This is a genomic window from Thermococcus sp. 9N3, from assembly GCF_012027685.1.
Taxonomy (GTDB): domain Archaea; phylum Methanobacteriota_B; class Thermococci; order Thermococcales; family Thermococcaceae; genus Thermococcus; species Thermococcus nautili.
Window position 1 is genome coordinate 742,652 of record NZ_SNUV01000001.1, and the last position, 23,494, is coordinate 766,145.

General features: G+C 54.3%; 29 protein-coding genes. 13 read left to right on the top strand and 16 right to left on the bottom strand.

All coding sequences use genetic code 11. The annotated features are described in order from the left end of the window. Positions 1-94 precede the first annotated feature (94 nt). Entirely contained in the window at positions 95-556 is a 462-nt protein-coding gene (locus E3E30_RS04115; protein WP_167728529.1) for an Lrp/AsnC family transcriptional regulator, read from the top strand. Here E3E30_RS04115 and E3E30_RS04120 read toward each other — a convergent pair. The 3 genes from E3E30_RS04120 to hcp all read right to left on the bottom strand — a co-directional run bounded on the left by E3E30_RS04120 (position 553) and on the right by hcp (position 4,441). Beyond that, entirely contained in the window at positions 553-1,629 is a 1,077-nt protein-coding gene (locus E3E30_RS04120) for a Xaa-Pro peptidase family protein (RefSeq protein ID WP_167728530.1), read from the bottom strand. The two genes, E3E30_RS04115 and E3E30_RS04120, sit on opposite strands and share 4 nt — an antisense overlap. Before the next feature lies 1 nt (position 1,630). Next, complete coding sequence (locus tag E3E30_RS04125; RefSeq protein WP_167728531.1) at positions 1,631-2,971, bottom strand: DUF438 domain-containing protein; 1,341 nt, start codon at positions 2,969-2,971, stop codon at positions 1,631-1,633. A gap of 96 nt (positions 2,972-3,067) precedes the next feature. Further along, complete coding sequence (gene hcp / locus E3E30_RS04130) at positions 3,068-4,441, bottom strand: hydroxylamine reductase (protein ID WP_240922521.1); 1,374 nt, start codon at positions 4,439-4,441, stop codon at positions 3,068-3,070. 168 nt (positions 4,442-4,609) lie between these two features. Here hcp and E3E30_RS04135 point away from each other — a divergent pair, with 168 nt between their 5' ends. Beyond that, positions 4,610-4,996, top strand: a complete 387-nt coding sequence (locus E3E30_RS04135; protein ID WP_167728532.1) for a helix-turn-helix domain-containing protein — start codon at positions 4,610-4,612, stop codon at positions 4,994-4,996. A gap of 70 nt (positions 4,997-5,066) precedes the next feature. Continuing rightward, positions 5,067-5,879 carry a hypothetical protein gene (locus E3E30_RS04140; RefSeq protein WP_167728939.1) on the top strand — a complete coding sequence of 271 codons (813 nt, stop codon included), beginning with the start codon at positions 5,067-5,069 and terminating at the stop codon, positions 5,877-5,879. 4 nt (positions 5,880-5,883) lie between these two features. Here E3E30_RS04140 and E3E30_RS04145 read toward each other — a convergent pair whose 3' ends face one another. Beyond that, the gene (locus E3E30_RS04145; RefSeq protein ID WP_167728533.1) at positions 5,884-6,612 is read right to left on the bottom strand and encodes a cytochrome c biogenesis protein CcdA; all 729 of its coding nucleotides are present in this window, start codon (positions 6,610-6,612) and stop codon (positions 5,884-5,886) included. Positions 6,613-6,673: 61 nt separating this feature from the next. Then, positions 6,674-7,261, bottom strand: coding sequence for a glutaredoxin (locus tag E3E30_RS04150; protein ID WP_167728534.1), 588 nt, complete (start codon positions 7,259-7,261; stop codon positions 6,674-6,676). Positions 7,262-7,355: 94 nt separating this feature from the next. Between E3E30_RS04150 and E3E30_RS04155 the strand changes: the two genes are divergently transcribed. Further along, positions 7,356-7,811 (top strand): hypothetical protein, encoded by a 456-nt coding sequence (locus E3E30_RS04155; RefSeq protein WP_042689336.1) that lies wholly within the window; start codon positions 7,356-7,358, stop codon positions 7,809-7,811. 99 nt (positions 7,812-7,910) lie between these two features. Beyond that, on the top strand, positions 7,911-8,171 hold the full coding sequence (locus E3E30_RS04160) for a hypothetical protein (RefSeq protein WP_167728535.1): 261 nt from the start codon (positions 7,911-7,913) through the stop codon (positions 8,169-8,171). Here E3E30_RS04160 and E3E30_RS04165 read toward each other — a convergent pair. Next, positions 8,168-8,719, bottom strand: a complete 552-nt coding sequence (locus E3E30_RS04165; RefSeq protein ID WP_167728536.1) for a YbhB/YbcL family Raf kinase inhibitor-like protein — start codon at positions 8,717-8,719, stop codon at positions 8,168-8,170. The two genes, E3E30_RS04160 and E3E30_RS04165, sit on opposite strands and share 4 nt — an antisense overlap. A gap of 71 nt (positions 8,720-8,790) precedes the next feature. Here E3E30_RS04165 and E3E30_RS04170 point away from each other — a divergent pair, with 71 nt between their 5' ends. From E3E30_RS04170 to E3E30_RS04180, 3 genes are read left to right on the top strand one after another with little or no spacing between them, the layout of a single operon-like run. After that, a complete protein-coding gene (locus E3E30_RS04170; protein ID WP_167728537.1) occupies positions 8,791-9,252 on the top strand; it encodes a DUF2284 domain-containing protein in 462 nt (153 codons plus the stop codon). Beyond that, on the top strand, positions 9,252-9,749 hold the full coding sequence (locus E3E30_RS04175) for a hypothetical protein (protein WP_346765895.1): 498 nt from the start codon (positions 9,252-9,254) through the stop codon (positions 9,747-9,749). The genes E3E30_RS04170 and E3E30_RS04175 overlap by 1 nt, the downstream gene beginning before the upstream one ends. Further along, positions 9,730-10,734 (top strand): PIN domain-containing protein, encoded by a 1,005-nt coding sequence (locus E3E30_RS04180; protein ID WP_167728538.1) that lies wholly within the window; start codon positions 9,730-9,732, stop codon positions 10,732-10,734. Before E3E30_RS04175 ends, E3E30_RS04180 begins: the two co-directional genes overlap by 20 nt. 185 nt (positions 10,735-10,919) lie before the next feature. On the opposite strand, the gene E3E30_RS04185 is transcribed toward E3E30_RS04180, so the two are convergent. From E3E30_RS04185 to E3E30_RS04195, 4 genes are all read right to left on the bottom strand, one after another. Then, the gene (locus E3E30_RS04185) at positions 10,920-12,245 is read right to left on the bottom strand and encodes a RuvB-like helicase (RefSeq protein WP_042689327.1); all 1,326 of its coding nucleotides are present in this window, start codon (positions 12,243-12,245) and stop codon (positions 10,920-10,922) included. Between the two features lie 66 nt (positions 12,246-12,311). Continuing rightward, positions 12,312-12,872, bottom strand: coding sequence for a hypothetical protein (locus E3E30_RS11350; protein ID WP_240922523.1), 561 nt, complete (start codon positions 12,870-12,872; stop codon positions 12,312-12,314). Next, complete coding sequence (locus tag E3E30_RS11355; protein ID WP_240922525.1) at positions 12,869-13,252, bottom strand: zinc-ribbon domain-containing protein; 384 nt, start codon at positions 13,250-13,252, stop codon at positions 12,869-12,871. The genes E3E30_RS11350 and E3E30_RS11355 overlap by 4 nt, the downstream gene beginning before the upstream one ends. Continuing rightward, positions 13,249-14,280, bottom strand: coding sequence for a hypothetical protein (locus E3E30_RS04195; RefSeq protein ID WP_167728539.1), 1,032 nt, complete (start codon positions 14,278-14,280; stop codon positions 13,249-13,251). Before E3E30_RS04195 ends, E3E30_RS11355 begins: the two co-directional genes overlap by 4 nt. Before the next feature lie 141 nt (positions 14,281-14,421). On the opposite strand from E3E30_RS04195, the gene E3E30_RS04200 reads away from it, so the two are divergent. Next, positions 14,422-16,176: a hypothetical protein gene (locus E3E30_RS04200; protein ID WP_167728540.1), complete on the top strand. Its 1,755-nt coding sequence runs from the start codon at positions 14,422-14,424 to the stop codon at positions 16,174-16,176. Here E3E30_RS04200 and E3E30_RS04205 read toward each other — a convergent pair. From E3E30_RS04205 to E3E30_RS04215, 3 genes are all read right to left on the bottom strand, one after another. After that, positions 16,163-16,924, bottom strand: coding sequence for a 7-carboxy-7-deazaguanine synthase QueE (locus E3E30_RS04205; protein ID WP_167728541.1), 762 nt, complete (start codon positions 16,922-16,924; stop codon positions 16,163-16,165). The genes E3E30_RS04200 and E3E30_RS04205 overlap by 14 nt on opposite strands. A 9-nt stretch (positions 16,925-16,933) precedes the next feature. Beyond that, complete coding sequence (locus E3E30_RS04210) at positions 16,934-17,194, bottom strand: hypothetical protein (protein WP_167728941.1); 261 nt, start codon at positions 17,192-17,194, stop codon at positions 16,934-16,936. A gap of 68 nt (positions 17,195-17,262) precedes the next feature. Next, complete coding sequence (locus tag E3E30_RS04215; protein ID WP_167728542.1) at positions 17,263-17,763, bottom strand: hypothetical protein; 501 nt, start codon at positions 17,761-17,763, stop codon at positions 17,263-17,265. 1,366 nt (positions 17,764-19,129) lie between these two features. Between E3E30_RS04215 and E3E30_RS04220 the strand changes: the two genes are divergently transcribed. From E3E30_RS04220 to pyrG, 3 genes are all read left to right on the top strand, one after another. Further along, complete coding sequence (locus tag E3E30_RS04220) at positions 19,130-19,417, top strand: DUF357 domain-containing protein (RefSeq protein ID WP_042689314.1); 288 nt, start codon at positions 19,130-19,132, stop codon at positions 19,415-19,417. Positions 19,418-19,427: 10 nt separating this feature from the next. Next, positions 19,428-19,805: a DUF555 domain-containing protein gene (locus E3E30_RS04225; protein WP_042689311.1), complete on the top strand. Its 378-nt coding sequence runs from the start codon at positions 19,428-19,430 to the stop codon at positions 19,803-19,805. A gap of 62 nt (positions 19,806-19,867) precedes the next feature. Then, entirely contained in the window at positions 19,868-21,466 is a 1,599-nt protein-coding gene (gene pyrG / locus E3E30_RS04230) for a CTP synthase (glutamine hydrolyzing) (RefSeq protein ID WP_167728543.1), read from the top strand. Here pyrG and E3E30_RS04235 read toward each other — a convergent pair. Further along, on the bottom strand, positions 21,460-22,308 hold the full coding sequence (locus E3E30_RS04235) for a hypothetical protein (protein WP_167728544.1): 849 nt from the start codon (positions 22,306-22,308) through the stop codon (positions 21,460-21,462). The genes pyrG and E3E30_RS04235 overlap by 7 nt on opposite strands. 108 nt (positions 22,309-22,416) lie before the next feature. On the opposite strand from E3E30_RS04235, the gene E3E30_RS04240 reads away from it, so the two are divergent. Further along, positions 22,417-22,806: a 30S ribosomal protein S8e gene (locus tag E3E30_RS04240; protein WP_042689306.1), complete on the top strand. Its 390-nt coding sequence runs from the start codon at positions 22,417-22,419 to the stop codon at positions 22,804-22,806. 50 nt (positions 22,807-22,856) lie between these two features. On the opposite strand, the gene E3E30_RS04245 is transcribed toward E3E30_RS04240, so the two are convergent. Both E3E30_RS04245 and E3E30_RS04250 read right to left on the bottom strand, forming a co-directional pair. Then, positions 22,857-23,270, bottom strand: coding sequence for a type II toxin-antitoxin system VapC family toxin (locus E3E30_RS04245; RefSeq protein WP_167728545.1), 414 nt, complete (start codon positions 23,268-23,270; stop codon positions 22,857-22,859). Next, positions 23,257-23,484 carry a hypothetical protein gene (locus E3E30_RS04250; RefSeq protein ID WP_167728942.1) on the bottom strand — a complete coding sequence of 76 codons (228 nt, stop codon included), beginning with the start codon at positions 23,482-23,484 and terminating at the stop codon, positions 23,257-23,259. The genes E3E30_RS04245 and E3E30_RS04250 overlap by 14 nt, the downstream gene beginning before the upstream one ends. Positions 23,485-23,494: the final 10 nt, after the last annotated feature.

The window sequence follows — 23,494 nt, forward strand, 5'->3', positions numbered from 1 at the left end:
CGTTTGGAATTAATAGGAATTTCGGTTAATTTTTGCGAAATTAGCGGAAAACTTTAAAAATAACATCACAAAAATTCAAAATTGGTGGGTCAAAATGGCTGAGATTGAACGGCTTGACGAACTCGACAGGGCGATACTTCACATCCTCCAGGAGGACGGGAGGGCCAGCTATTCGGAGATAGCGAGAAGGCTTAAGGTGCCGGAATCGACGGTCAGGCTCAGGGTTAAAAAGCTTGTTGAGAGGGGCGTTATAAGGAAGTTCGCGGCGCTGATAAACCCCTTCAAGGCCGGCTACTCAATAGTGGCCTTTATAGCGGTGGACGTTGAGCCGAGCAAGATAAAGGAAGCCGTTGAGAAGCTGAAGGAGCTCCCGGAGGTGGACGTCCTGGGCATAGCGACCGGGGCCCACGACATACTGATGCAGGTGACGGTAAGGGATTTGCAGGAACTTGAGAACTTCCTCGTTGAAAAGCTCGGTAGGATAGAGGGGATAAAGAGCACAGAGACATCAATCCTCACGAGCGTCAGGAAATGGGGATATGCAAGGGTGTTTTAGGTCACCTTCTCCAGCCCATCCTTTTTGACGATGTAAGTGTCCTCGTGCTTTATTGCCCCTTCGGGAATCATTAGAGGCGGGTGTATTATCGTGAGAACCATGTTTTCCTGTACTCGGGTGGCCCTCTGCGGAACCACTATCGTCGCTATGGGAGGTTCCTCCACGAGCAGACCAACGCCGTGTGTGTAGCCAGCTATGTACGCGTCCCCAAAGCCCCTCTCTTTGAAAAGGCTGGCAATCTTCTTTTCAACTGCATTTATCGGGGCCCCAACCCTCGTCTCCTCCAGAGCGAGTTTGTAGGCTTCCATCTTGACTTCCATCGCTTTCTTAACTCTCTCGCCGGGTTCACCAACGATGAAAGTCCTCGCGGTGTTGGCGTAGTAGTGGTTCCAGTCGGTTCCGATGACGACGGTAACGACGCCGTTTTCGGGAACCTTCAGGTCGCGGAAAGGCTCGGCGTGGGCCCTTGGAGTCGTTGAGACGTACACTTTAGGCTCTTCGCTCCCGCTGAGCATGAGTTCCCTCGTTATCTCTGCCACTATCTCCAGCTCGCTGACACCGGGCTTTATGACTTCCCCGGCGACCTTCATTCCCTTCCGCGCTATCTTTCCCGCCTTCCTGATGTTCTCCAGCTCCCACTCGTCCTTTATCATCCTCAGGCTCATCGTGAGGTTGAGCACGTCCACTATCTCCACAGTCGGGTTTAGGCGCTCAAATATCTTCAGGAATATCAGGTAGGCGTCCCTCTCGACCCCGAACTCGAGGCCAACCCTTTCCATACCGTTCCTGTGGACCCAGCTGACAACACCGGCCATGAGGTCTTCAACGCGCTGGTACTCAACAACGTTCTCAATCCAGCTCCTCTTCTTGAACAGCTCCGCCTCACCCTTAACAACAAAAACAAGGGGTTCCCCATCAGCGGGTATGAACAGGCTCGGCCTGAGCCACTTGGTTCCGGTGAAGTATATGAAGCTGGAGAGCGTCCTGATGACGGCACCGTCTATCTCGTTCTCCCTCAAAAGCTCCTGAAAGCGCTCAACTCGTTTTTTAAAGATTCCCTCATCCCCGCGCATCTCAATCCCTCCAGTCGAGCAGTCTCTTCTCGCCCTCTATCCTCTTATACTCTCCGATGTCCATCGTAATCTCAAGGGTTCCCAGGTAGTTCCCGTTCCTGTCAAAGAGGGGCACGTACTTGATGTAGACGTACTTCGGGCCGAGCCTGAGCCAGAACGTTGCCTCCCTTTTTCTGCCCTCCTTGAAGGCCCTCAGGATTTTGTTAACGATGTGAACGCTCTTCGGAGGGTGGCAGAGCTGGACCGGCCGTCCGAGAATCGACGGCGTCCTTGTGAATATCCTCTCGCCCGGGGAAAAGAACCGAACGCGGTCATCCTTGTCTATGAAGGTAACGTCAACGGAGAGGGCCTCAAATATGGCCTTAAGCTCCTCGACGCTCACGAAACCGGTGCCGAGGTCAAGGTCCCCCTCGCGCCTCAGCTGGCCTTTATCAAACTCCAGGGGCTGGCCTTTAAGGGCCTGCTGAACCTCCTTTGGGAGGCTTAGCAGTTCCTCCGCGCTCAGCTCCGGGTTGATTTGCCAGGGCTGGAGCGGTTTAACGTCCTCCCCGGGGTCCCATGCAGGCGGGTTCACCTTGTAGTAGCCAATCTCGTCGTCCTGCATTCTTACTGCCTTCCACTCGCCGTCGCTGAGGAGGGCCTTGAGGGTTGGATAGTAGATGTTGTTCTCCCTGAAGACCATATCGCTCAGCGCAAAGGATGCCTCGCCGGCTTTCGCCTTGAAGCGCTCAACGAACCCCTCCCAGGGCATCTCATCCCTCCGGGCCAGAAGTCCGTAAAGGTGCTTTAGCATGAACCTTATCTCGTCGTGTTTCGTCCAGAGGACAGTTGCTATTGCCGTCAAACCCCTCCTCTCAATGTAGGGAAACGTCAGCATCTCGTCGCGGTTGTAGTGGGTGAAGCCGACCTTCCGGAGGTTTCCAACTATCTCCTCCAGAACTCCGAGGATTTCCTCCCTCATGCGCTCATCTCTCGTCGTTGCGAGGGTTCTCGCGTAGAGGTTCAGCATCTCAGCGTCCTTGAGGATTTCCCTGTTCTCCATATAGCGAACCCAGAGGGGATGCCCCTCGGGAAGTTCCTTCTCCTCCACCTCGTCCGTTCCCTTCACGGCCTCCCTGAAGAGCTCGACGTGAAGGTCGCACATCTTGGCGATGTCCTTGGCGGAAACGCCTTCCTTCACGAGCTCCTGCTCGATGATTGGGATTTCAAGGGGAGATATCGAGCTTAGAACTGCCCGGAATTCCTCCTTAAGTGAATTAACATCCTCACCGTTATGAATCCTGAGGAGAAGGGCCTTCAGGGCTTCCTTCTTCTGCTCACGGTTTGAGAGCAATTCGGTCATGATACCACCTTCATGACAAATGTCATTAGGGACATATTTAAGTCTTTCTGGGCAGAAATGTGTATGAAAGAACACGAAGAAAAGGGAGATATGAAATCAGTCGAGCAGGGGCGAGTCCTCGCTCACAGCGGTGGTGGAGTTGAGCATTCTCTTTAAGTCCTCCTCGGGCTCGCTTATGAGCCTGAGGTCGAACTTCTTCCTGAGGGTCTCGAAGACGTTCGGCGTGAAGAACTCCGGAGCCTTGGGTCCGATGTAGATGCCCTTGATTCCGAGGTATAGCAGGCTGTAGAGGATTCCGATGGCCTTCTGCTCCATCCAGCTGAGGACTATGCTGACCGGGAGCTCGTTGAGGCCGACGTCCAGCTCCTTCGCGAGCGCCCCGGCAATCTGGATTATCGAGTAGACGTTGTTACACTGGCCGAAGTCCATGAAGCGCGGTATTCCCTCGATTTCGCCGTAGTCGCGCCTGTTGTAGCGGAACTTACCGCACGCGGCCGAGAGGATTATGGCATCTTCGGGCACCATCGCGGTGAGCTTCTCGTAGTAGCTCATCTTCGGGTTGGGGACGTCACAGCCACCTATGACGAAGACGTGCCTTATCTTGCCCTCGTTTATCAGCTCGATGAGCTTGTCCATGAGCGGGAGCACGTTGGTGTGGTGGAAACCGGTGACGATGTAGCCGTCGTCCCTCTTTTCCATCTTCGGCGTCTCGAGCGCGCGCTTGATGAGGGGTTCGTAGTCGTTCTCGAGGTGGGGAACGCCCTCAAGGCCCGCTATGTCGGTGGTGAACATCCTGTCGGCGTAACTCTTCGGTGGTTGCTGGACACAGTTGCTGGTTCCGAGGATTGCTCCCGGGAACTCGGTGAACTCCTTCCTCTGGTAGACCCACGAACCGCCCCAGTTGCCGTAGAGGGACTTGAACTTCCTGAACTCCGGGTAGGAATGGGCAGGGAGCATCTCGGAGTGGGTGTAGACCCTAATCTGGTCCTCGAGGCCCATCTCCCTAATCTGCTTGAGGAGTTCGTAGAGCGCCCTGTAGGTGTGGCCGGTGACGAGAATTCCGTGCCCCTCCTCGGTTCCGGTCGGAACCTTGACCGGCTCCGGGTTTCCGTAGGTCTCTGTGTAGGCCTTATCAAGGAGCTCCATAGCCTTGAGGTGTATCCTTCCGTTCTCAAGGATGAGCTCAAGGAAGCGGTTCTTGTCGAAGTTCACGTTGGTGAGAGTCGAGTAGAGGGCCTTTGACAGGAAGAAGCCGATTTCGTCATCCTTGTAGCCGAGCTCGTAGGCGTGGTAATAGTAGGCGGCGGTTCCCTTTATTCCGTAGATGAGGGCCTCCTGAAGGGAGTTCAGGTCGGGGTCCTTGCCACAGATTCCCCTGAAGGTACACCCTCCCGGCAGGCTCATTGAACACTGGTCGCACCTCATCAGAACGCCCGCTTCCTTTCCGCTGTTCGGAACCTTCACGGCCATCTTTCCACCCCCTTATTATGACACTTGTCATATGAATGTTATGGTAAGTGATTTAAATTTTTTATCCAGAACAAGGCCAGCTCTCGGTTTACAAATCAACAAAAATAAGCTGACTAAGTTTTCAAAAGGACCAAAAGCCTTAAGTATTCCGCGGGTCATGTTTTGCATATGAAGGTCAACGCCTTCGAGGTCGCATCTCGCTACGTTTACCCCTCCCTCAGGAGACGCCTCGTGGAGCACCTCCGGGAGAAAGGATTGAAGCAGACCGAGATAGCGGAGCTCCTTCACGTCACCCAGTCGGCGGTTTCGCGCTACCTCAACATGGACCGGGGTGCGCTCATAGACGTTTCAAAGTTCAAAGACGTTGACGAGGACCTCAAGAACCTTGCAGACGAGATAGCAGAGTTCCGGCCGAGCGAGTACGACATCCACATGAGGCTCATCGGCATAGCCCTCAAGATGCTCGGCAAGGGTTACGTCTGCTCCTTCCACGCCAAGATAGACCCAGAGGTTAATCCCTCGGAGTGCAGGGTCTGCATAGAGCTGTTCGGCTGAGCTAAGGCTTCTCGGGCCCTCTAAGAGAAGGTTTATACCTTTCGATGCGTATTTTAGCCCGGTGATTGACGTGAAAAGGGCGCTCGTTACTCTTACGCCACCCGAGAGCAAGAGGCTCATAGCGAAGGCCGTTGTCGCCATGCCGGAAGTTCAGCGCGCGCTGAAAGAGGGCTTCGTTTACATAGCAACGGGAACAACTGCCGCATACATTGCGGAAGAGATACTGGGTAAGGAAATAGAGAAGGAGAAGTGGACGATTGGGACAATAAGCAATGGAAGAACCTGCGTTACGCCGAAGAAAACGTGGCCAAAGCACCTCGTTCTGTACCGGGGAGAGCCCTTCGACGACCCTCAGGAGGCCCTCCGGAGAATGGGCCCGAAGGACGTCTTTATCAAAGGCGCCAACGCCATCGACATAAACTGGAACGTCGCGGTTTTTGCCGCGGCTCCGGACGGGGGAACGATAGGCAAGACCTTCGGATGGACGATAACGAAGGGGGTTTTCACAATCACCCCGGTGAGCCTTGAAAAGTTCGTGCCAACGCCGGTTGAGGAGAGCGCCAAGCTCACGGGCATATACTCCTTCGACTGGGGAACGGGACTCTACGCGGCGCTCGTCCCGATACCTCACTCACACCCTGTGACGGAGGTCGAAGCTTACAAGATACTGGCAGGAGTCGAGGCGGTACCCATAGCCTCCGGTGGCGCTGGAGGGGCTGAGGGAAGCGTCACCCTCGTGCTTCAGGGCGATGATGAAGCCATGGAAAGGGCGAGGGAGATAACGAGGGCCGTAAAGGGTGAACCCCCGCTCAAGCCTTACACAGAGGACTGCTCGGTCTGTCCCTTCGCGGGCATATGCGGACTGGGAAGCGGCACTTTTTGACGACTCAGACCCCACCGGTCAGTAACACCCAAACGCCTATCGCGATGAGCAGAAATCCCGCGACGACTGAGAGTTCCATGCTGTGCCTGACCATCGCCTGGGAGAAGCGCTTGCTCTCGCTCACGCTCCCCATGGCGAGGAGGATTACGACGAGGGGAAGCACGAAGATGACGTTGTAGAGGGCCAGGAGGAAGAACGCGAGGGCCCTGCTCCCGTGGGCTATTATCGTCGCGTAGACGAGGTAACTGCCGGCGGAACAGGGCAGGAGCGTCGTCGAGACCACGACGCCGAGGGCAAAGGAGCCGGCAAAGGTCGCGTCGGCGCTGAATATCTTCTTCCTTATCTTTCCCTTGTCGCCTATCCTCGAGCGCTCCATTATCCCTGTGACTATCGTGTAAACTCCAAATCCTATCGCAAAGATTCCCGCGAGCCACAGGGGAATGTACTGTCCAAGGAAGAGCAGGCCGACGCCGAGGAGATAGTACGAGACGTAAACGGCCAGGATAAAGGCCGAGCCGATGATGTAGAGTCTCTTCCGCGACACTTCCCTTACTGATATTGCGATGAGGAGCATGGTGTAAATCACGAAGGTGCAGGGGTTTATCGAGTCGCTCATCGCCAGGGCGTAGAACTTGGGGATAAAGCCCGGAATGCCCAGGAGGTAGAGAACTACGGCGCTTAACCCGAAGGAAGCCAGCAGGATTATCGCGAGGGCCTTGATTTCGCTCTTCATGGTGGAGAATACCCGAAGGGGCTTTTCACCCTTTCCAAAACGAAAGGTTGAAAACGAAAGGTCAGCCCGTCGAGTTGGCCTTCAGTTCATTGAAAATCTTCTGGACGTCAACGGACTGGTGCTTCACGAATATCGTGTAGAGCGCATCTATGACAAGCTTGGCCTTGGGGTCCTTGTAGGAGAGCAGGTAGGTCTTGCCGGTTAGGAGTAGCACGCCGTCGTTCTTGATTGCCGTCGCGATGATTTGAGGCGTTGCGGTCACGTTGAACTCCCCCTCTATGACTGCGTAGAGTGTTCCGTTGTAGGTAATCGCTATCGCCGGAACGCCGGTTATGCCCGTGAGCTGGGCGAGCTCGTTGAAGAGCATCATGTTCGTCTGGTTGTCCACGAGCTCGTAGTAGGTTAAGGCCTTCTCACCGTACTCCTGGGGAATCCACTCATGCATGTGCCGGCAGTGGGGGCAGGTTTTCATACCGTACATGTAGAAGTGAATCTCGTTCAGGTAAATCCTCGTGCCGTTGACGTCAACGTAGGCCGGTTTTGAGGTTGTCGATGTTGAAGAAGTGCCCGTCGTGCCGTTGCTCCCGATACAGCCGGCGGAGAAACCGAGGAGAACCAGCAACAGTAGGAGCACTCCAGCCTTTTTCATCAGACCACCGGTGTTCTATCTGATGGGGAGGTTATAAAGTTAACACAACCAGAACCCTTAAATCGGGCGGGGTTATAATGATATGGGGGTTTTCATGCAGGCATGGTACCGCTCGCGGGCCCTTTACGATGCAGTCATGAAGCTCGTGAAGGCAGGGAAATTTGACGAGGCCATGAAGCTCGCCGGGGGAATACCTGACGGGAGCGTCCGTTCCAAGGCCGTCAACGGAATAGTCGTGGAGATGGCGAAGGAGGGGGAGGATTACAGGGATGCCCTTGACAGGGCGATAGAGACGGCACTATCAACAAAGAACCCGACGAAGAACCTGATGGGGCTGGCCTTTGAGTTCCTTGAGATGGGGAAGTTCGACGACGCCCTCTACATAGCGGAGCATATAACCGACCTCGCCAACAGGTCGAAGGTGCAGGCGGAGGTCGCGCTCAGACTCGCGAGGAAGGGTGAACTCGATAGAGCGATGAAGCTCATAGAAGACATCCTCGACGAGGACGTCAAAACGTGGGCAACCTCAATGCTCGCGAGCGAGCTTTAGCGCGAGGAAGTTAAAACCAGCCGTTTTATCTGTCGTTTTTGACAGAAATCCCGCCACAACCCTTTTTTAGGGGAGCCCGTTTTTATCCCGGGTGAGACCATGAACGGCGGAGAGATAATCGGACTGCTCGGAATGCTGCTCCTCGTGAGCGCTTGGGTTCCTCAGACCCTGGAAACAATAAGGACGAGAAAGTGTCCCCTGAACATGCAGTTCATAATAATCTACGTGACCGCCTCGACCCTGCTGACGATATACTCCTACATAATCGGGGACTGGATATTCTTCGCCCTGAACTTCCTCGCGGCGTTGCAGAGCGCGATAAACCTCGTGGTGAAGTTGACAGAAAAGAAAAGCACCTAACTCCGCCTGTAGAGCCCCACGAGCTCTCCCCACTGGATAACGTGGCCTTCCATGGCCTTCTCCAGTTCTTTTCTCGTCGCCCCCGGCGGAAGGTTCAGCGTCGTGTCGAGGGCATAGACCTTGAAGTGGTAGTGATGAACACTCCCCCCAGGCGGGCAGGGACCACCGTAGCCTATCCTCCCGAAGTCGTTCCTTCCCTGAACCATCGGAATCGGCTTCTCAACCTCGCCGACCTTCGGAACCGCCTCGGGAATCTCGCCCACCGGCGGGATATCCCAGGCAATCCAGTGAGTGAAGGTTCCCGCGGGAGCATCGGGGTCGTCAACTATGATGACGAGGCTCTTCGCCTTCTCGCTTATGTTCCCTATGAATATCGGCGGGTTTATGTCCTCGCCGTCGCAGGTGAACTTAACGGGGATGTAGCTCCCGTTGTGGAAGACTGAACCGACCTCAAGGGTCTTAGGTGCGGTCGTTTTCTCACCTCCCCCACTTATACAGCCCGACCCGATTAGAAGCGCGATTATTAGCAACGGCACCCAGCTCCTCATGTTCAAACCTACGTCTTCATCCGTAAAAGGGTTGCGCCAACGTTAAATACCCCGCGGGCGTTTAACCTACCATGCGCGTGCTCTGGGAGAAGGAGATACCGGCCGAGAAAATCGTCGTCTCCCCGAGGCCGGTCTGGAAGTGTCGAACCTGCCCGATGTACGGGAAGAGGCCGAGCTGTCCTCCCCACGTTCCGGACTGGAGGGAGGCAAGGGAGTGGGTGAGCCACTTCAGCAGGGCCATTCTCATAAAGTTCGAGGTGGACATGGAGCGCTTTGAGGAGGAGAAACGGGAGGCAATCCTATACCTTCTCAAGCGCGAGGCCGAGCTCTTCAGGGAGGGAAAGCTCTACGCGATGGCTCTCTTCCCCGGCAACTGCAACCTCTGCCCGGACTGCCCCTTCGAGCGCGGTGGGCCCTGCCGGCTTCCAACGAAAGTCCGGCCAAGCCTCGACGCGATTGGGATTGAAATCAGCTCGCTGGTTCAAATAGACTTTTCAGAGAGCGCCCTTTACGGAATGATACTGGTGGAGTGATGAACATGGCACCCATAGCGTACGTTACCCTGCTCGGTCGCTCGCCCTGGGCGGTCGTGAACACCTACTACAAAATCCTGAAGGAGGGCAAGGGAAAGCGGGAAATCCGGCGGGTCTACGTATTCACCGAGGAGCGCTACAGGAACCTCCTTCCGAAGGTGGTGAGGGCCATAGAGACCATATCCAAAGCCTACAACCTCAGGCCGAAGATTGAGGCCGTGGTGATTAAGGACTACGGCTTCTTCGAGGCCGACAGGAAGTTCAAAGAGCTCTTCTCAAAGCTCGAAAGTGAAGGTTACAGGATAGGCCTCGACATAACCTCCGGCAGGAAAGCCCTGGTCGCGGCCGCGATAGTCCAGATTCGCGAGTTCCCTGTGTCGTTCATAGTTTACATGGGCCTGCTCGACATGGACTTCCCGGACAGGCCCTACATGATGATTCCAACCCACATGCAACCCATCAAGAACTTCCTGGGGGATGGAGATGAAGCCCGCTGAGGTCATAGTGAAGCCAGAACTGCAGGTCCTCATGAACGTCCTCGCCGAGAGGGGCGAGCTACGGGTGAGTTACCCGCTCTACGGCCTTCCTCTCCTCCGGGCGGAGCCGAGCGAGAGGGGCTACCGCCTCGAAGTCCTGACGGACAGGAAGGCCTTCAACGCCCGCGTTCCGCCAAGGCTCTCCTCAGAACTCCCGACGTGGAGCGACTTCTACGAGTGCTTCATCTCCGCCGGAATCCTCCGCTACGACAACCTCGACGAGTTTGAAAGGACGCTGGAGCTCTACGAGAGGCTGAAGAAAGGCGTTGCATTCGCGCCCGATACGAACCTCTTCTACCACCGCTTCATATCCTCATACAGACCGCTTGAGGGTTATCAGATAGTCGTCGCCGAGGGCGTCAAGAAGGAAATCGAGGACGCGATGAACTACAAGTACAGGCACAAACAGCTTGAGGAGATTTCACGTGAGGTTCTCAACGCCCACCTCCTGAGGGAGTTCAGCAACAGGCGGACGAAGAGGAGCCGGAAAGCGGCTTACATAGCCCTCAAGGAGTTCGAGAGGCTGAAGCCGAGGATAATCATCGCCGAGAGCGTGAGCGAGCCGGCCCACAACAACGACGAGATTATCGTCAAGTCCCTCAAGAGGTACGACAGAATGACGCCCACCCTGCTCGTCTTCCTGACGGCAGACATAGCGATAACCGACGTGGCGGAGATGGAGGGGCTTGAGTACTTCCTATTCAAATATCCGAGGGAGGAACTTGGAAAACACGAGGTCTCGGCTTACCAGCTCAGGACGCTCCTTTTCAATCTCGCGGCAGTCTTCGGTGTGATAGAGCTCAACGGAATCCTCGTCTTCGGCGAGTTCGGAGGCAAAGCGAACCTCGATGAGCTCAAGCTCGTCTTCGAGCGGGAGGACAGGGTTTACAACGAGTTCATGTTCCACCTCAAGCTGAGCAGGGAACTAGTAGAGATTATGGGCTGACGCAGAGCGCTTTCATGTAGTTTCCGCCGAGGACGAGGAGGAGAGTGAAGACCGCCAGTACCTTTGAAATCGCCGGTGACACAGGGACAACGCGAGGGAAGTTGCGATGCCGATGGCGACGAGCTCTCCTTTTCTACATTCTCCGCTGTAACATGATACTCAGAGAAACCAAAGAAAGGGGAAAATCAGCTCAGCATCCCCTCGAGCTTCTCGACGAACTCGATGCTCCTCCTGAGGTCGGCGAAGTACTCCTTGGCCTTTTCAACGTGCTCCCTTTCGACCCTTCCGCCCTTGGCCAAGACGCTCGCTGGGGCGAGAAGCTGGACGGCGTAGCGGAGGCTGGTCTTCTCGCCGAGCTCCGCGAGGTACTCTATGGCCTCTTCGCTCACCTCAATCTTCTCCTCCCTTGCGCGAATCTTGACTATCTCCCTGATTTCCTCCTTCTTGTATGGCTCGGTGTTGATTATGAGCAACCTATCGAGCATGTCAACGGGTATTCCGTGCGGTGCCTCGATGTCGGTGCCCCTTATCTTCGTCCTTCCCCTGTTGGTGGCTAGGATGAGAATTGGCGCGAGCTCGCTCTCCATCGCCCTCGCAAGGAACGAGAAGGCCTCGATGTCGAGCATGTGAACCTCGTCTATGAAGAGCACTCCAGGAACAAGCGTCGCCCTTCCCTCCTCAATCCAGCTCTTAACCGTCTCGTCAACGCGTCTCCTGACGTCGTCGCTTATCTCCGCCCCTGTGCTGAAGAGCAGGCCGAAGATGTTTCCGCGGGCGTTGGCAACGTCAAGGTCGTGGAGCGTGACGGTGTAGGTGAACTCCTTTATCTTGAGCACGGGCCCGCTCGGAAGGCTGACCTTGCGCTTGAAGAAGAGCCCCTCTTCCTCCTTCGTCGTCCCGACCTTCGAGACCTTGCCCGTTTCGGCGTCAATCTGTATGACGTCGCCTTCCTCAACGCCGAGCTCCATGAGCTGGTAGGCTATCTCCCTGCCGGCCCTTATCGTCTTCTCGTCGTCCCTCGTACGGAGGGTTATGATGACGCTCTCCGGAATCTCGACGTAGGGGTTGAACGGGTGCCTCGTGCGCCTTATCTCAATCTTCTTGACCTCGCCCTCGTAGACCTTCCTCTCCTCGCTGATTCTAACGCCTATCGCCCGCCTCATCGCCTGCTTGAGGAACTCCGTCTTGTTGACCTCGGCCGAGTAAATCTCGCTTCCCGCTATCTGGACGAAGGGAACGTCCTCGCCGAGTTCCCTCGCTATGCCCATCGCTATCGCCGTTTTACCGCTCCCGGTCGGGCCGACGAGGAGAATTCCCTTGCCGGCGAGCTTCCCGCGCTTTATAAGCTCAACCGCTATTCCGGCCGCTTCCCTCGCCTTAACCTGGCCGACCATGCCGTCGGCGATGAACTTGGCCCTTCCGTTCTCGTCAAGGCCGAGGCCCTTTATGTGGGAGTGCATTCCAACCCTCTCGAAGGAAACCTTTGCGACCTCCTCTATGACCGCCGGCAAGGTCTCACCCCCTTAATCTTTCCGAAGGTAACTAAAAGAGGGGATTTAAAAACTTGACGGACGGCGTTATTTTAGGAAGCGCCGTATTGTCTTAAAGACCTCGTCCTCCGGGATGTAATCCCCCGCGACCTCAGACAAAAGCCTGTGCTCACTCGTCCTGCCCTTGACCATAAAGGCCCTCTTCAAAGAGGGATATGAAGCCCATATCGCAGTTGCAACGGAACCAATTGGGGCTGTTACACCATACGAATACAGGAACCTGCCGATTAAAAACCCAGAGGTCAGGAGCAGAAATCCGAGGGAGAGGTTCGTCATTCGTTTAACAGGAGACACAGGAAACTCAGCGTAGGGAACTCTACCGTCAGCCCCATCAACGTAGGCCAGATACGTGAAAAGGCCATATTTATACCTGATTCGCCAGATTGGATAATAGACAAGTCCGTCAAGGTGGACATCAAACGTTGTCATTCCCACCTCAACGTTGCTCCAGTGGAAGTACCGTCGCGCTTCGTTCTTGAGGATGTTTCTGAGTTCATCCCTGAGTCGTTTCACGGCCTCGGAGGCTTCAATCGTCTCTTCAAGAAGTCTGCCGTTGACGTGTCCATCGAAATACCTCCTGCCTCTCACGGGTAAGGGTAGTTAACGAGCTCGTCAAAACCCCCGACTGCAGGCATGGTGACATAGTTAAAGAACTCAACGTAACCTGCCCCTTCTTTAGAAATTATACCTCTTCGGGCAACGCCTTTTGCCTTCACGAAGAAGACATAAAATGGGACATAGAGGAGTTCTCTCTCAATGATACGGGCTTTCCATTCAACATCGGCAGGGGACAGACGCTGAAGGCGTATAAACGAGGCCAGCACGTTCCAGGGATTTTCGACCCGCAGGGGGTAAGTAAACGTTCTGGATTCGCCGAGTTTTATCTGGAATCCACAGTAGGGACACACCACGATGCCCTCTTCCTTGACTTCAAACTCCGCACCGCAGTGGGGACACCTGACCTTCATTTCTCAACCCTCACATCGCGGGCCACTTTCCGTCCATAGCCCCTTGCCAGCTCAAAGCCGATGTACGCTCCCAGCGCCGGAAGCACAAGTATACCCAGTGCACTCTTCCCTGCATCCGAGAGGGCCTTCCAGTAGCCAATGTTCCCGTAGAGGGAAGAGAAAAGCCCCGCGAGGGAGATTCCAAGTAGGGAAACCAATGCATACCAGACCTTTCTCCATATCCTAACGGGCTCAACGGCCAGGACTTCCTTTCCCCTGTGACCATCGTAGGCGACGAAGTACGTCCCACCCTCGACGTCATAATAGACCTTCCATAGGGGATAAAACACGAGGGCCATGTCAAGGGTCTCCCCCTCGAACCTAAAGAACCGGAGTTCAGCATCATCGGGAACACGGCGCTCTTTGGCAACATCGGAGGCCCGGTCCTGAAGGGCAATTCTGGCGTAGTCCTTTCCAAAGTCAGCGTTCAGAAACGCCAGTTTAAGGCCATCCCACTTATCAGGAGTTAAATCCGTTATCGGCTTGATGTCCATCATATACCTCAACGTATCCTCCAGCCTTTTGAAGGATAAATACCCATATCGTTCAAATTTTAGCGCCAAATTTTCAACTGCAATATCATAGACGCTTCTCCGGGCTGGAACGCAGACGAGGGACTCCATGTTGAATTTTCTGGATTTAACAACGGCTCTGGTCTGGCTACCCTTCTTCTCATAGACGACATATCTCATTTGACCCTGCCCCTTAACGATTCCAAACCAGAAGGGAACGTAAACCCCTTCAACCTTGATAACCTTTATCTTTCCCCGTATCCCGCTGTAATCAGGGTCTTTCTTAACCCGCTCCCAGAAAAGGCGAAGGATTTCTTTTTTGGGAAGGCTCTCAACGAAGAAGACGTTCTTCTCCGTGAAAACTTTGTCATAGGCGTTTGGATAACCGCAATAGTGGCAGACCACTATTATATCCTCGGGGGTTACATCGAGCGGTGCTCCACAGTGCTCACACCGGAGAACCTCGATTATTACCACCAAGATAAGGAGAAGATGCAAAGATTTAAGCTTTATGGCTCAGGTGGGTTTTCCGGGCATCGGTCACCCCAAAGGCCAATGTCATCATCGCCAAAGAAGGTTGACCAAACGCTTTTAAACGTTTAGCGAGAAACAACTATGGTGAGTAAGATGGCAAAAATGAAGGGCATCGCCCTAATAATTCTGCTGATAGCTTCTCTAATGTATCAAACTCACGAAGTTTCGGGAAAGGGCACCTGTCCGCCAGAGGTCGAACTGCCGGACCCCGTTCTCTTCGCCACAACGCCCTACCTCGTCAACGAGACCGTCGCCTTTGAGCTGGACGTCTACTACTTCTACCAGTTCTACGAAGGAATGTGTCCGATTTCAAGCCTAACCGACAGGCTTCAGTGTCTGGACGCCAAAGCCCTCGACTTCAGGGTTCACTACACCATCGAGAACGGGAGCGCTGTCGGCAGGCTCGGCGGTGTTAATGGAATTCCGCTGAAAACATACCCCCTAAAGCTCCTGAACGGGTCAGTTGTGAAGCTGAACGGCTCCAACGTCTCGTTTCCGTTCAGCGTTCTCAAAACGTACCTCTCGGTTCTCAACATCACCGGGACGTTCACCCAGAACTACACCTATTCCCCGGACCTCAAACCCCTCCTGGCGAAATTTAACGGCACGCCAGACGTCGTTTCGAGAATGAGGGGATTCGTTTACAAGGGAACAATCTACGTCTACTTTCCCCAGGCCGAGTTCGTGGACTGCGATAAATTCATACCCGAGGAATTTCGCGCGACAGGGGACTACGTCTCCCCGATAATACCCCTAGTCTTTAACGGCTCAACTCCGAGCGCCCCGCCACTGATTCTCGCCTACCGCAACGGGAGCATGGAACCCGTGTTAAAGCTCAAAACGGAGAGAAGGAAGGGGGATGGGGGATGCTACTACTACGCCTGCTCCCTGCCGAACCTTGAACTCCCCAAGCCGGTGAAACCACTCGTTGAGCTCACGGGAGGGAGGAATTACTCCTACGTCTACGTCGCTCCTCATAATGTCAGCATCGACACCAGCGGGTTCACGAACGGCACCTTTGCCCTCTTCCTCCTGGACCTGTCCGCCAGCGGAATTCTCATTCCCGGTGGCCCCAACGTTCCGGCGGACATACACTATGTTCTCCTCTTCGGCTACGACGGCAGGCTTTTCCAGGTAAACCTGAGTTCCATACTGAGAACCTTCGACCCGCCGGAGGAGGACGACTACGGCAACCCCGCCTTCTATTTCGGTGGTGCCAATGAGAGAATCTTCCACCTCGGCGTGGCCTTTGTGAACGGAACTCCCTACCTGGGCGTCTCAATGAACGGCTCGAGAAACATCACGCTGATACGCCTTATTCCCGGGAAAAGGGAGTGGATTAAGGCAGGTTCCGTGCCTTATGAAACCTGGAAGAGAATGATGATGGCTTCAACAAAGGGAACCAGGCTTTCCAACGTCTCCCATTACTCCAAGTACTTCCTCTCGACCCCGGTCTTGGAATACGTTACGGTTAAGGGTGGGGTACTCGTTTATCCCGCGCGATATTCGGTCAGTTTTTACGGGCTCCCCTCTGGATACGCGAAAGTTGGAAAAAGAATACTCCCAACCTGCTCGCTCTGGCCGGTATACGCCTTCCTTACCAACGGCACAGTTTACGGCCTCTTCCGCGCGGGCGAAAAATTCACGATTTATCCTGAACTCGTCGATTACAACGAGGTGTCGAAGGAAAAGATAACACCCACGAACTCAACAACGTCCACAGTTCCACCAGAGAACACAACAGGGTCAACCTCAGAGAGGGGAAAGGAGGAGAAATCAATCTGCAGGCCCGGGCTAATGGTCCTCCTCGCCCTGCTCATCCGCCTCAGAGAACGTTGAGGTACTTGTGAACCTGGAAGCTCAGTCCAACGTTCTTCCGCCCCATGATGAGCGAGGCCTCGCGGTAGAGCTCCATCAGCCTTGCCTGGCTAATCTCAATCGGCTCTCGCGGCTGGATTACCAGGGGAGCAAGGCCCTTCAGAAGCTCGGCGTACCAGCGGACGTTCTCAACCTTTGTCTCCGAAGTGACCACGAGCTTGGCGTAAACTTTAACCCCCGCTTCCTTCAGAATCCTGATGCTCTCAACCTCGCGGAGAACCAGGGAGCGCCAGTCCTCGGTCGCTTTAGCGGTCTCGTCCTTTATGTCAACGCTCGCGTAGTCGGTGAGCGGGGCGACCTCTCTTATGAGCTCCGGGAGTCCGCCGTGTGTTTCGAGGAAGTTGTCGAAGCCGAGGCTTTTCATGCGTTCCATAAGGGCTTTTAACGGCTTCACCTGAAGGGTTGGCTCTCCCCCGGTGTAGCTTATCGAGTGTATATCCCCCGTGTCGAGTCGAGTAATGGCTTCAACGACCTCATCAAGCTCCGCGGGATTCGGCCTGTACTCGAACTTCCCCGTGAAGGGCTCGACCTCGTAGCGCCACCGCGAAACGCGAGATGCGTCAATGAACTCCCTTGAGTCGCACCAGGCACAGTGGAGGTCGCAGCCCGCAAATCTAACAAAAATCTGCCTTCTCCCGAAGGCACTTCCCGGAACGCTCCCCCCTTCACCCTGCCAGCTGTTGAAGACCTCGGCCATTATGAGTTTCATGGTCACACCTCACAGGGTCTCAACGTCTATTCCCTTAACCTTCTCGCTCACGTAGCCCTCAAGGATTTCAACGCGAACCTCCCTCTCCTCGCCCGTCATGTCGGCCATCAGCTTTACTGCCCTCGCGTAGTCCCAGAGGCGCCTTTTTGCCTCGGCCGTAACCGCTTCGGCCATCACTATGAGCTCCTTCTCTTCCGGATGTTTGCTCATCTCCTCGATTACCTTCCGCGCGTCTTCCTCAGTGAAGACGCCTTTCTTCTTGAAGAGCATCGACATCACCCCGCGATTGTTCAATCAATGGATTATGTAATTCTGCGAGTAAACAATTCATTAACCGTTTAGATGTACTTGAGCAGAACCTCAACGGCCTCCTCGAATATTTCTCTGTCCCTTCCGTCAAGAACACTCTCAAGGTAGTTGAGAGCAACCAAATCGAGGATTATGTAGGCGGTGTTCCTGTCGAGGCCGAGCGAGTAGGCGTCGTAGTAAACCCTCTCCTCACCTAAAGCTTCGTTGAGCATCTCGACGAAGTAGTTTATCTCCTCGACGGTGAGCTCGTCCCACCTGCTCTCAAGCTCGTCGAAGTAGCGCTCCATGACACGAAGCGTTTCAAGGTCGAGCCTTAGAGTCCCCTCGAAGTAGGGGAACTCGCCGACGCGGAAGAGCTTTATCCCCTCGTCGTCCCTAACCGCTATGCTGTCCCAGAGGACAATTCCACCAACCGGGTTGTGGCCGTACTTGCTCGCCAGATAGGAAAAGCGCTCAAGGGCGAAGTCTATATCCTCTATGAACTCCTCCTCGTCGCGGAAGCGGATTATCTTGCTCACTGTTCCACCCATGTTTCGCACCGTTCTCGGTTGGGGTGAAGGTTATAAGACCTTTGCCCTACTCCATCTGCCCGACGAGTACGGGGTTGCGATGACGTCGGGACCCCCAGGGGGGCGACAGCCCCTACTGCCCCCCTTTCAGCCCTTGCTTGCGCAAGCGCTGGCGGAAGAGTAGTGCATGTTCTAAAATCTATCAATTGTGAGAGAGTTTCTTTTTGACTTGCTCTTTCAAGAGTGTTTCACCCCTCCAAACGGCGTCCGAAGGACGCCAAAAAGAATTTGAAACTATTTTACAAGGCTTGTTTAATGTTAAACTCGCATCGAACTCTCCAATTCGAGAGTGCACGACTAACTTTTTGCTCGTTGGTGAGAAGGGCGGTCTTTTGGTCAAGCTTTGTTAAAGCTTGTTCGCCTGCGCGAAGTTTGACAAAGGTCTGTGATTCTTTTCCAAAAATGCAACTCTAAGAAGTTTGCACTCTAAAGTGCCAGTACTCTCAAAGAATTCTCTCCAAAGGAGCTATTTAAGGGGGTTTCTCTAAGAAGCGCTCCAAAGGAGCGCGAGAAAAGTAAACCCGCGTGAGAAAGCTTCCAAAATCAGGGAATTCGCATTCTACAAGAGTCCATTAAAAGCGCAAACACTCCCAAGGGAACCCCTACAAAAAGAATCACAAACTTTGATGAAACTTTGCGAAGGCAAAGTTTCAGCGCTGGCGGAAGGTTAGGTGCTTTTTTGAAATTCAACAGTTTGCAAGGAGTTTCTTTTTGACTTGCTCTTTGGAGAGAGTTTCACTCTATAAACGGCGTCCGGAGGACGCCAAAAATACGTTGAAACTGTTTCGCTGAGTCCCTACTAATTTTAAACTCGCGTTGAACTATTCAACTCGATAGTGCACGACTGACTTTTTGCCCCGTTGGTGAGAAGGGAACTTCTTTGGTCAAGCTTTCCTAAAGCTTGCTCGCCTGCGCAACGTCGAGCTTTGCTCGACGCGAGGGACGAAAGTCCCACAGAGTTTGACCAAGGTCGGTGATTGAAGTTTTTAGAAAAAGCTTCACCAAAAGTTAGTAGCTCCTCGCCAAAGGTCCAAATGAATAGATTTTGCCAGTAAATCGTGCTTTCCAAAAGGAGAACCTGCTAAAACAAGCCATACAAAAGGGTTTACCCTTCCCTGATGCCCTTTGGGCGTCAATTTTACAATCTAAACCAAAACAAAGAAGCAACTTGAGAAGTTCTCAAATTCAAAAGGGCCAATTGATAGAGAAATCACTTGAAATTTAGCCTTTCAGAAGGAGCTACTAGCTTTGATGAAACTTTGCGCAGGCAAAGTTTCTGAGGTAAGGTTTATAAGAGGACTTTCAAAGCACGACCGAGGCGAGCGGTGTGGAGCGCGAGGTAACCGATGAGAAGCTCCAGAAGTATTTTAGAATCACCGAAGAGGCCCTCAAGCGACTTGAGGTAGCCGTTCACGAGAAGAGCCTTCTCCACGCGGTTGCGATGGACTTCCTAACGATGGCAAAGAGCTATTTTGAGGACGCAAGGTACTACTACGAGAAGGGCGACTACGTCACGGCCTTTGCCGCGCTGAACTACGCACACGGGTTCATAGATGCCGGCGTGAGGCTCGGCGTATTTAGGGGTGAAGACGACAGGCTTTTCGCATTCGGGTGAGGTGAGCGAGATGGGAGACTATCTGGTGGTTCTCGAGGCGCCTATCATCGTGAGGGACGTTGAGACGAGCGAGGACGCGATAAACGTGGCCGTGAGCAAGGTAACGAAGGCACTCAACAGGGAGAAGCTTGACTTCGTCCGCGTTGAGCTCGGCTACTCCCAGTGTCCCGTCTGCGGGGCGCACTTCGAGAGCGCCTTCGTAATCGGGAACGTAGGCCTCGTCGGCATGTATCTAACGCTCAAGGTCTACAACGCCCAGACGATAGAGCACGCCGAGAGGATAGCCAAGGCGGTTGTTGGCAAGGCCCTCAAGAAGGTTCCCCTCAAGGTCTACGAGATTCGGGAGCTCGAGGAAGACGAGGAAGACGGCATCGAGGCCGAGCTCTGAGTTAAGTTAATTTTTTAAACACCCTTCCATCAAAGCCCCACATAACCTCTGGAGGTTTTGCCATGACGAAGTTCATCTTTGTTACGGGTGGTGTCGTTAGCGGTCTCGGGAAAGGAATCACCAGCGCTTCTCTTGGCATGCTCATGAAGGCAAGGGGCTTTAGAACGACGAACATCAAGATTGACCCCTACCTCAACTACGACGCCGGAACCATGAACCCCTACCAGCACGGCGAGGTCTTCGTCCTCGACGACGGCGGTGAGGTTGACCTCGACCTCGGAAACTACGAGCGCTTTCTCGACACGAGCCTGAGCTTCGACCACAACATAACCACTGGAAAAGTCTACTCAGCCGTCATCGAGAAGGAGCGGAAGGGCGAATACCTCGGCGCGACGGTTCAGGTGATTCCGCACATCACCAACGAGATAAAGGAGCGCATAAGGAGAATCGCGAGGGACTACGACGTCGTTATCGTTGAAATCGGCGGAACGGTTGGAGACATTGAGGGAATGCCCTTCCTCGAAGCCGCGAGACAGATGCAACTCGAGGAAGGAAGAGAGAACGTCGCCTTCGTCCACGTCACCTACGTGCCCAAGCTCAAGGTCGTCGGCGAGCAGAAGACAAAGCCCACCCAGCACAGCGTCAAGGAACTGCGCTCTCTTGGAATTCAGCCCGACGCGATAGTGGCTCGCTCCGAGGAGCCCCTTGAGGAAAGCGCGAGGAGGAAGATAAGCCTCTTCACCAACGTTCCCGAGGAGGCGGTAATCAGTGCCTACGACGTCGAGGACACCTACGAAGTGCCTTTAATGCTCGAGAAGGAGGGACTTGCGAGGTACCTCGTGAGGAGGCTCGGCCTTCCCGAGAGGGAGCCCAGCCTTGATGAGTGGCGCGAGATGGTGGAGAAGTATAAGGCGCTTGATAAGGAAGTCGAGATTGCAATCGTTGGGAAGTACGTCAAGCTGGCGGATTCCTACCTCAGCATTAAGGAAGCCCTGAAGCACTCGAGCGTCGCCAACGACGTCAAGGTCAAAATCAGATGGATTGAGGCCGAGGACGTCGAGAGGGAGGGCGTTAAGCTCCTCGAGGGCGTTGACGGCATAATCGTTCCCGGAGGCTTCGGAGCGCGCGGAAGCGAGGGCAAGATGATGGCGATACGCTACGCGAGGGAGAACGATATTCCTTTCCTCGGAATCTGCTTCGGCTTCCAGCTGACGGTCGTTGAGTTCGCGAGGAACGTCCTCGGGCTCAAGGGGGCGCACTCGACGGAGATTGACCCGCAGACGCCTTATCCGGTCGTTGACCTGATGCCGGAGCAGAGGGACCTCGACAGGCTCGGCGGAACAATGAGGCTCGGCGCTTACCCGGTCCACATAAAGCCAAACACCCTCGCGAAGAGGCTCTACGGCAGGGAGATAGTCTACGAGAGGCACAGGCACCGCTGGGAGGTAAACCCAGATTACATTGAGAAGTTCGAGGAAGCTGGCCTCGTTTTCAGCGGAATCGCGGGCGACGACGAGAGGAGAATGGAGATACTTGAGTTGCCAGAGCACAGCTACTTCATAGCGACCCAGTTCCACCCCGAGTTCAAGTCGAGGCCAATGAACCCGGCGCCGGTCTTCAAGGGGCTAGTCGAGGCCGCGAAAAAGAAGAGGTATCAGTAAAGGAACTCCTCTTTTCTTCCCTTAATCCCCTTGAAGTCCCTGTAGAGGAGAACCCCTCCTACCCAGAGGAAGCACACGAAAAGGGCTTTGAAAGGGGCCTCGACAACAGCAATCACAAGCGGATTAGCGTTGGAGAGCATGAAGGGGATGAGGAGCGGCGCCATCAGGAGGGCGAGTCCAAAGGCGAGAATGAACGAAAGAACACCGTAACCGAAACTGCTGAGAAGGTTCTTAAAGGTAAGCCCAAAAGCCTCAACAAACGCCCCAATGCCCTCGCTCTCAACGTACGCGGGAACAACGAGGACAAAGAACGTCAGAATTACCGGGAGAATTGCAAAGAACAGCAACAGACCAAAGAACGCGATGGGAAGATTCAAAGTGGCCGCACCTACGAGGAGGAGTACAAGGGGTATGGCCGCAACAAGGAGAGCCGTTATGTACGCGAGGATGTTGACCAGTATCACCGCCGGAATCCTTGGAACGGCTTCTGTGAGAAGTTCGAGAAGGGAATAATCTTCGTCCTCAAGCGAGAGGAAGTAAGCCTTAACAACGCTGTACTCAACGAGGGAGAGCACAATTACAGTGATGAACAGCTCCAAGAGGGAAGCTTCAAGCTCATGAATCAGGGCATCGGGAGAGGCAGAGGTCGTTCCATACTCCTCGAAGAGAACGTTTGAGTAGGCTTTCTCTCTAACAATTGCCTCATTCGAGTGAGTGAACTGAGAGAAACTCAGAACTGACAGGAGCAGTAACGCCACGAGGACGAGGAGGTAGGCCCTCTTGTTCTCCGCGACGAGGGAGAAGGCCTTTGAAAAGGCATCCAGCGCTCCCATATACACCACCGATGTTAGTAACGACGGAAGCGTTTAAAAGCGTTGTCCCTAAGAAAAGCTTATAAACGAACCCCCGAAAGTGGCGATGGGTTCATCAGGCTAATCGAGGTGAGATAAATGGCTATCTGGCAGGGAAGGTCACTTAAAAAGCCCTCAGGTGGAAGGATTGTCCTCGCGAGGAAGAAGAGGAAGAGGGAGCTCGGAAGAGAGCCGGCTAACACCAGAGTCGCCGAGGACAGGGAGAGGAGGAAGATAATCAGGACCTACGGCGGTAACAGGAAGGTTCGCCTCGTCGAGGCCCTCTACGCGAACGTCTTTGACGGTGGTAAGGGCAAGAAGGTCAAGATACTCAACGTCATCGAGAACCCGGCCAACAGGCAGTACGCGAGGAGAAACATCATCACCAAGGGCGCCATCATCCAGACCGAGATTGGCAAGGCCGTCGTCACCAGCAGGCCCGGCCAGGACGGAGTTGTTAACGCGGTTCTCCTCAAGGAGGAGGCCTGAACCCTTTTCTAATTTGCCTTTGGTCTTGTTCTGGTCTGTTTGGTTTGAGCTCAAATAACTACTGTACTAACTCCAAGCTTCTCGGCTATCCGCCCCTGCTTCTCGTCGCAGGTAACGAGGGTTGCGTTGAGTTCCTTGGCCTGCGCTATGAAGAGGGCATCGTAGACCGCTATGCAGTGCTCAACACTCAGTTCAAAGGCTTCCCGAAGGTATTTTCGGTTCTCCTCAACTGTTATGACTCCCTTATCAACGAGAAGCCAAAGGGCATCGAGGAGCCTCTCTCCTTCCTCCCTCTGGAGAGTTTTGTGTATCCTAACGTTCTTCCAGATGACGTTGGCGCACTCGGTGATGAGCATCTCAACAGTTCGGGCATCGTTCTCGGGCTGAAGGTGGGGTATGACCTTTTCCCACCCGCTCTCCTTCAGCAGAAACTTGCAGAGGGCCGAGGTATCAATGACCCTCACGGTCCTCCCTCACGAGCCGTTTTGCAGTCCCTTCGGGGACTCCGGGAAGTGACTCGACTAGTTCTATGACCTCCTGAAGGGCCCGTTTTTTCTCTTCCTCCTCAATCCTCTTCCGAATGAACTCCCTTATCTCCTCGCTCCAGTTGATGTCGTACTTCTTCATCTCCCGCCTGAGTTCCTGCGGAATCCTTATGCTCATCACCGTGGAGCCCATGTAGTTCACC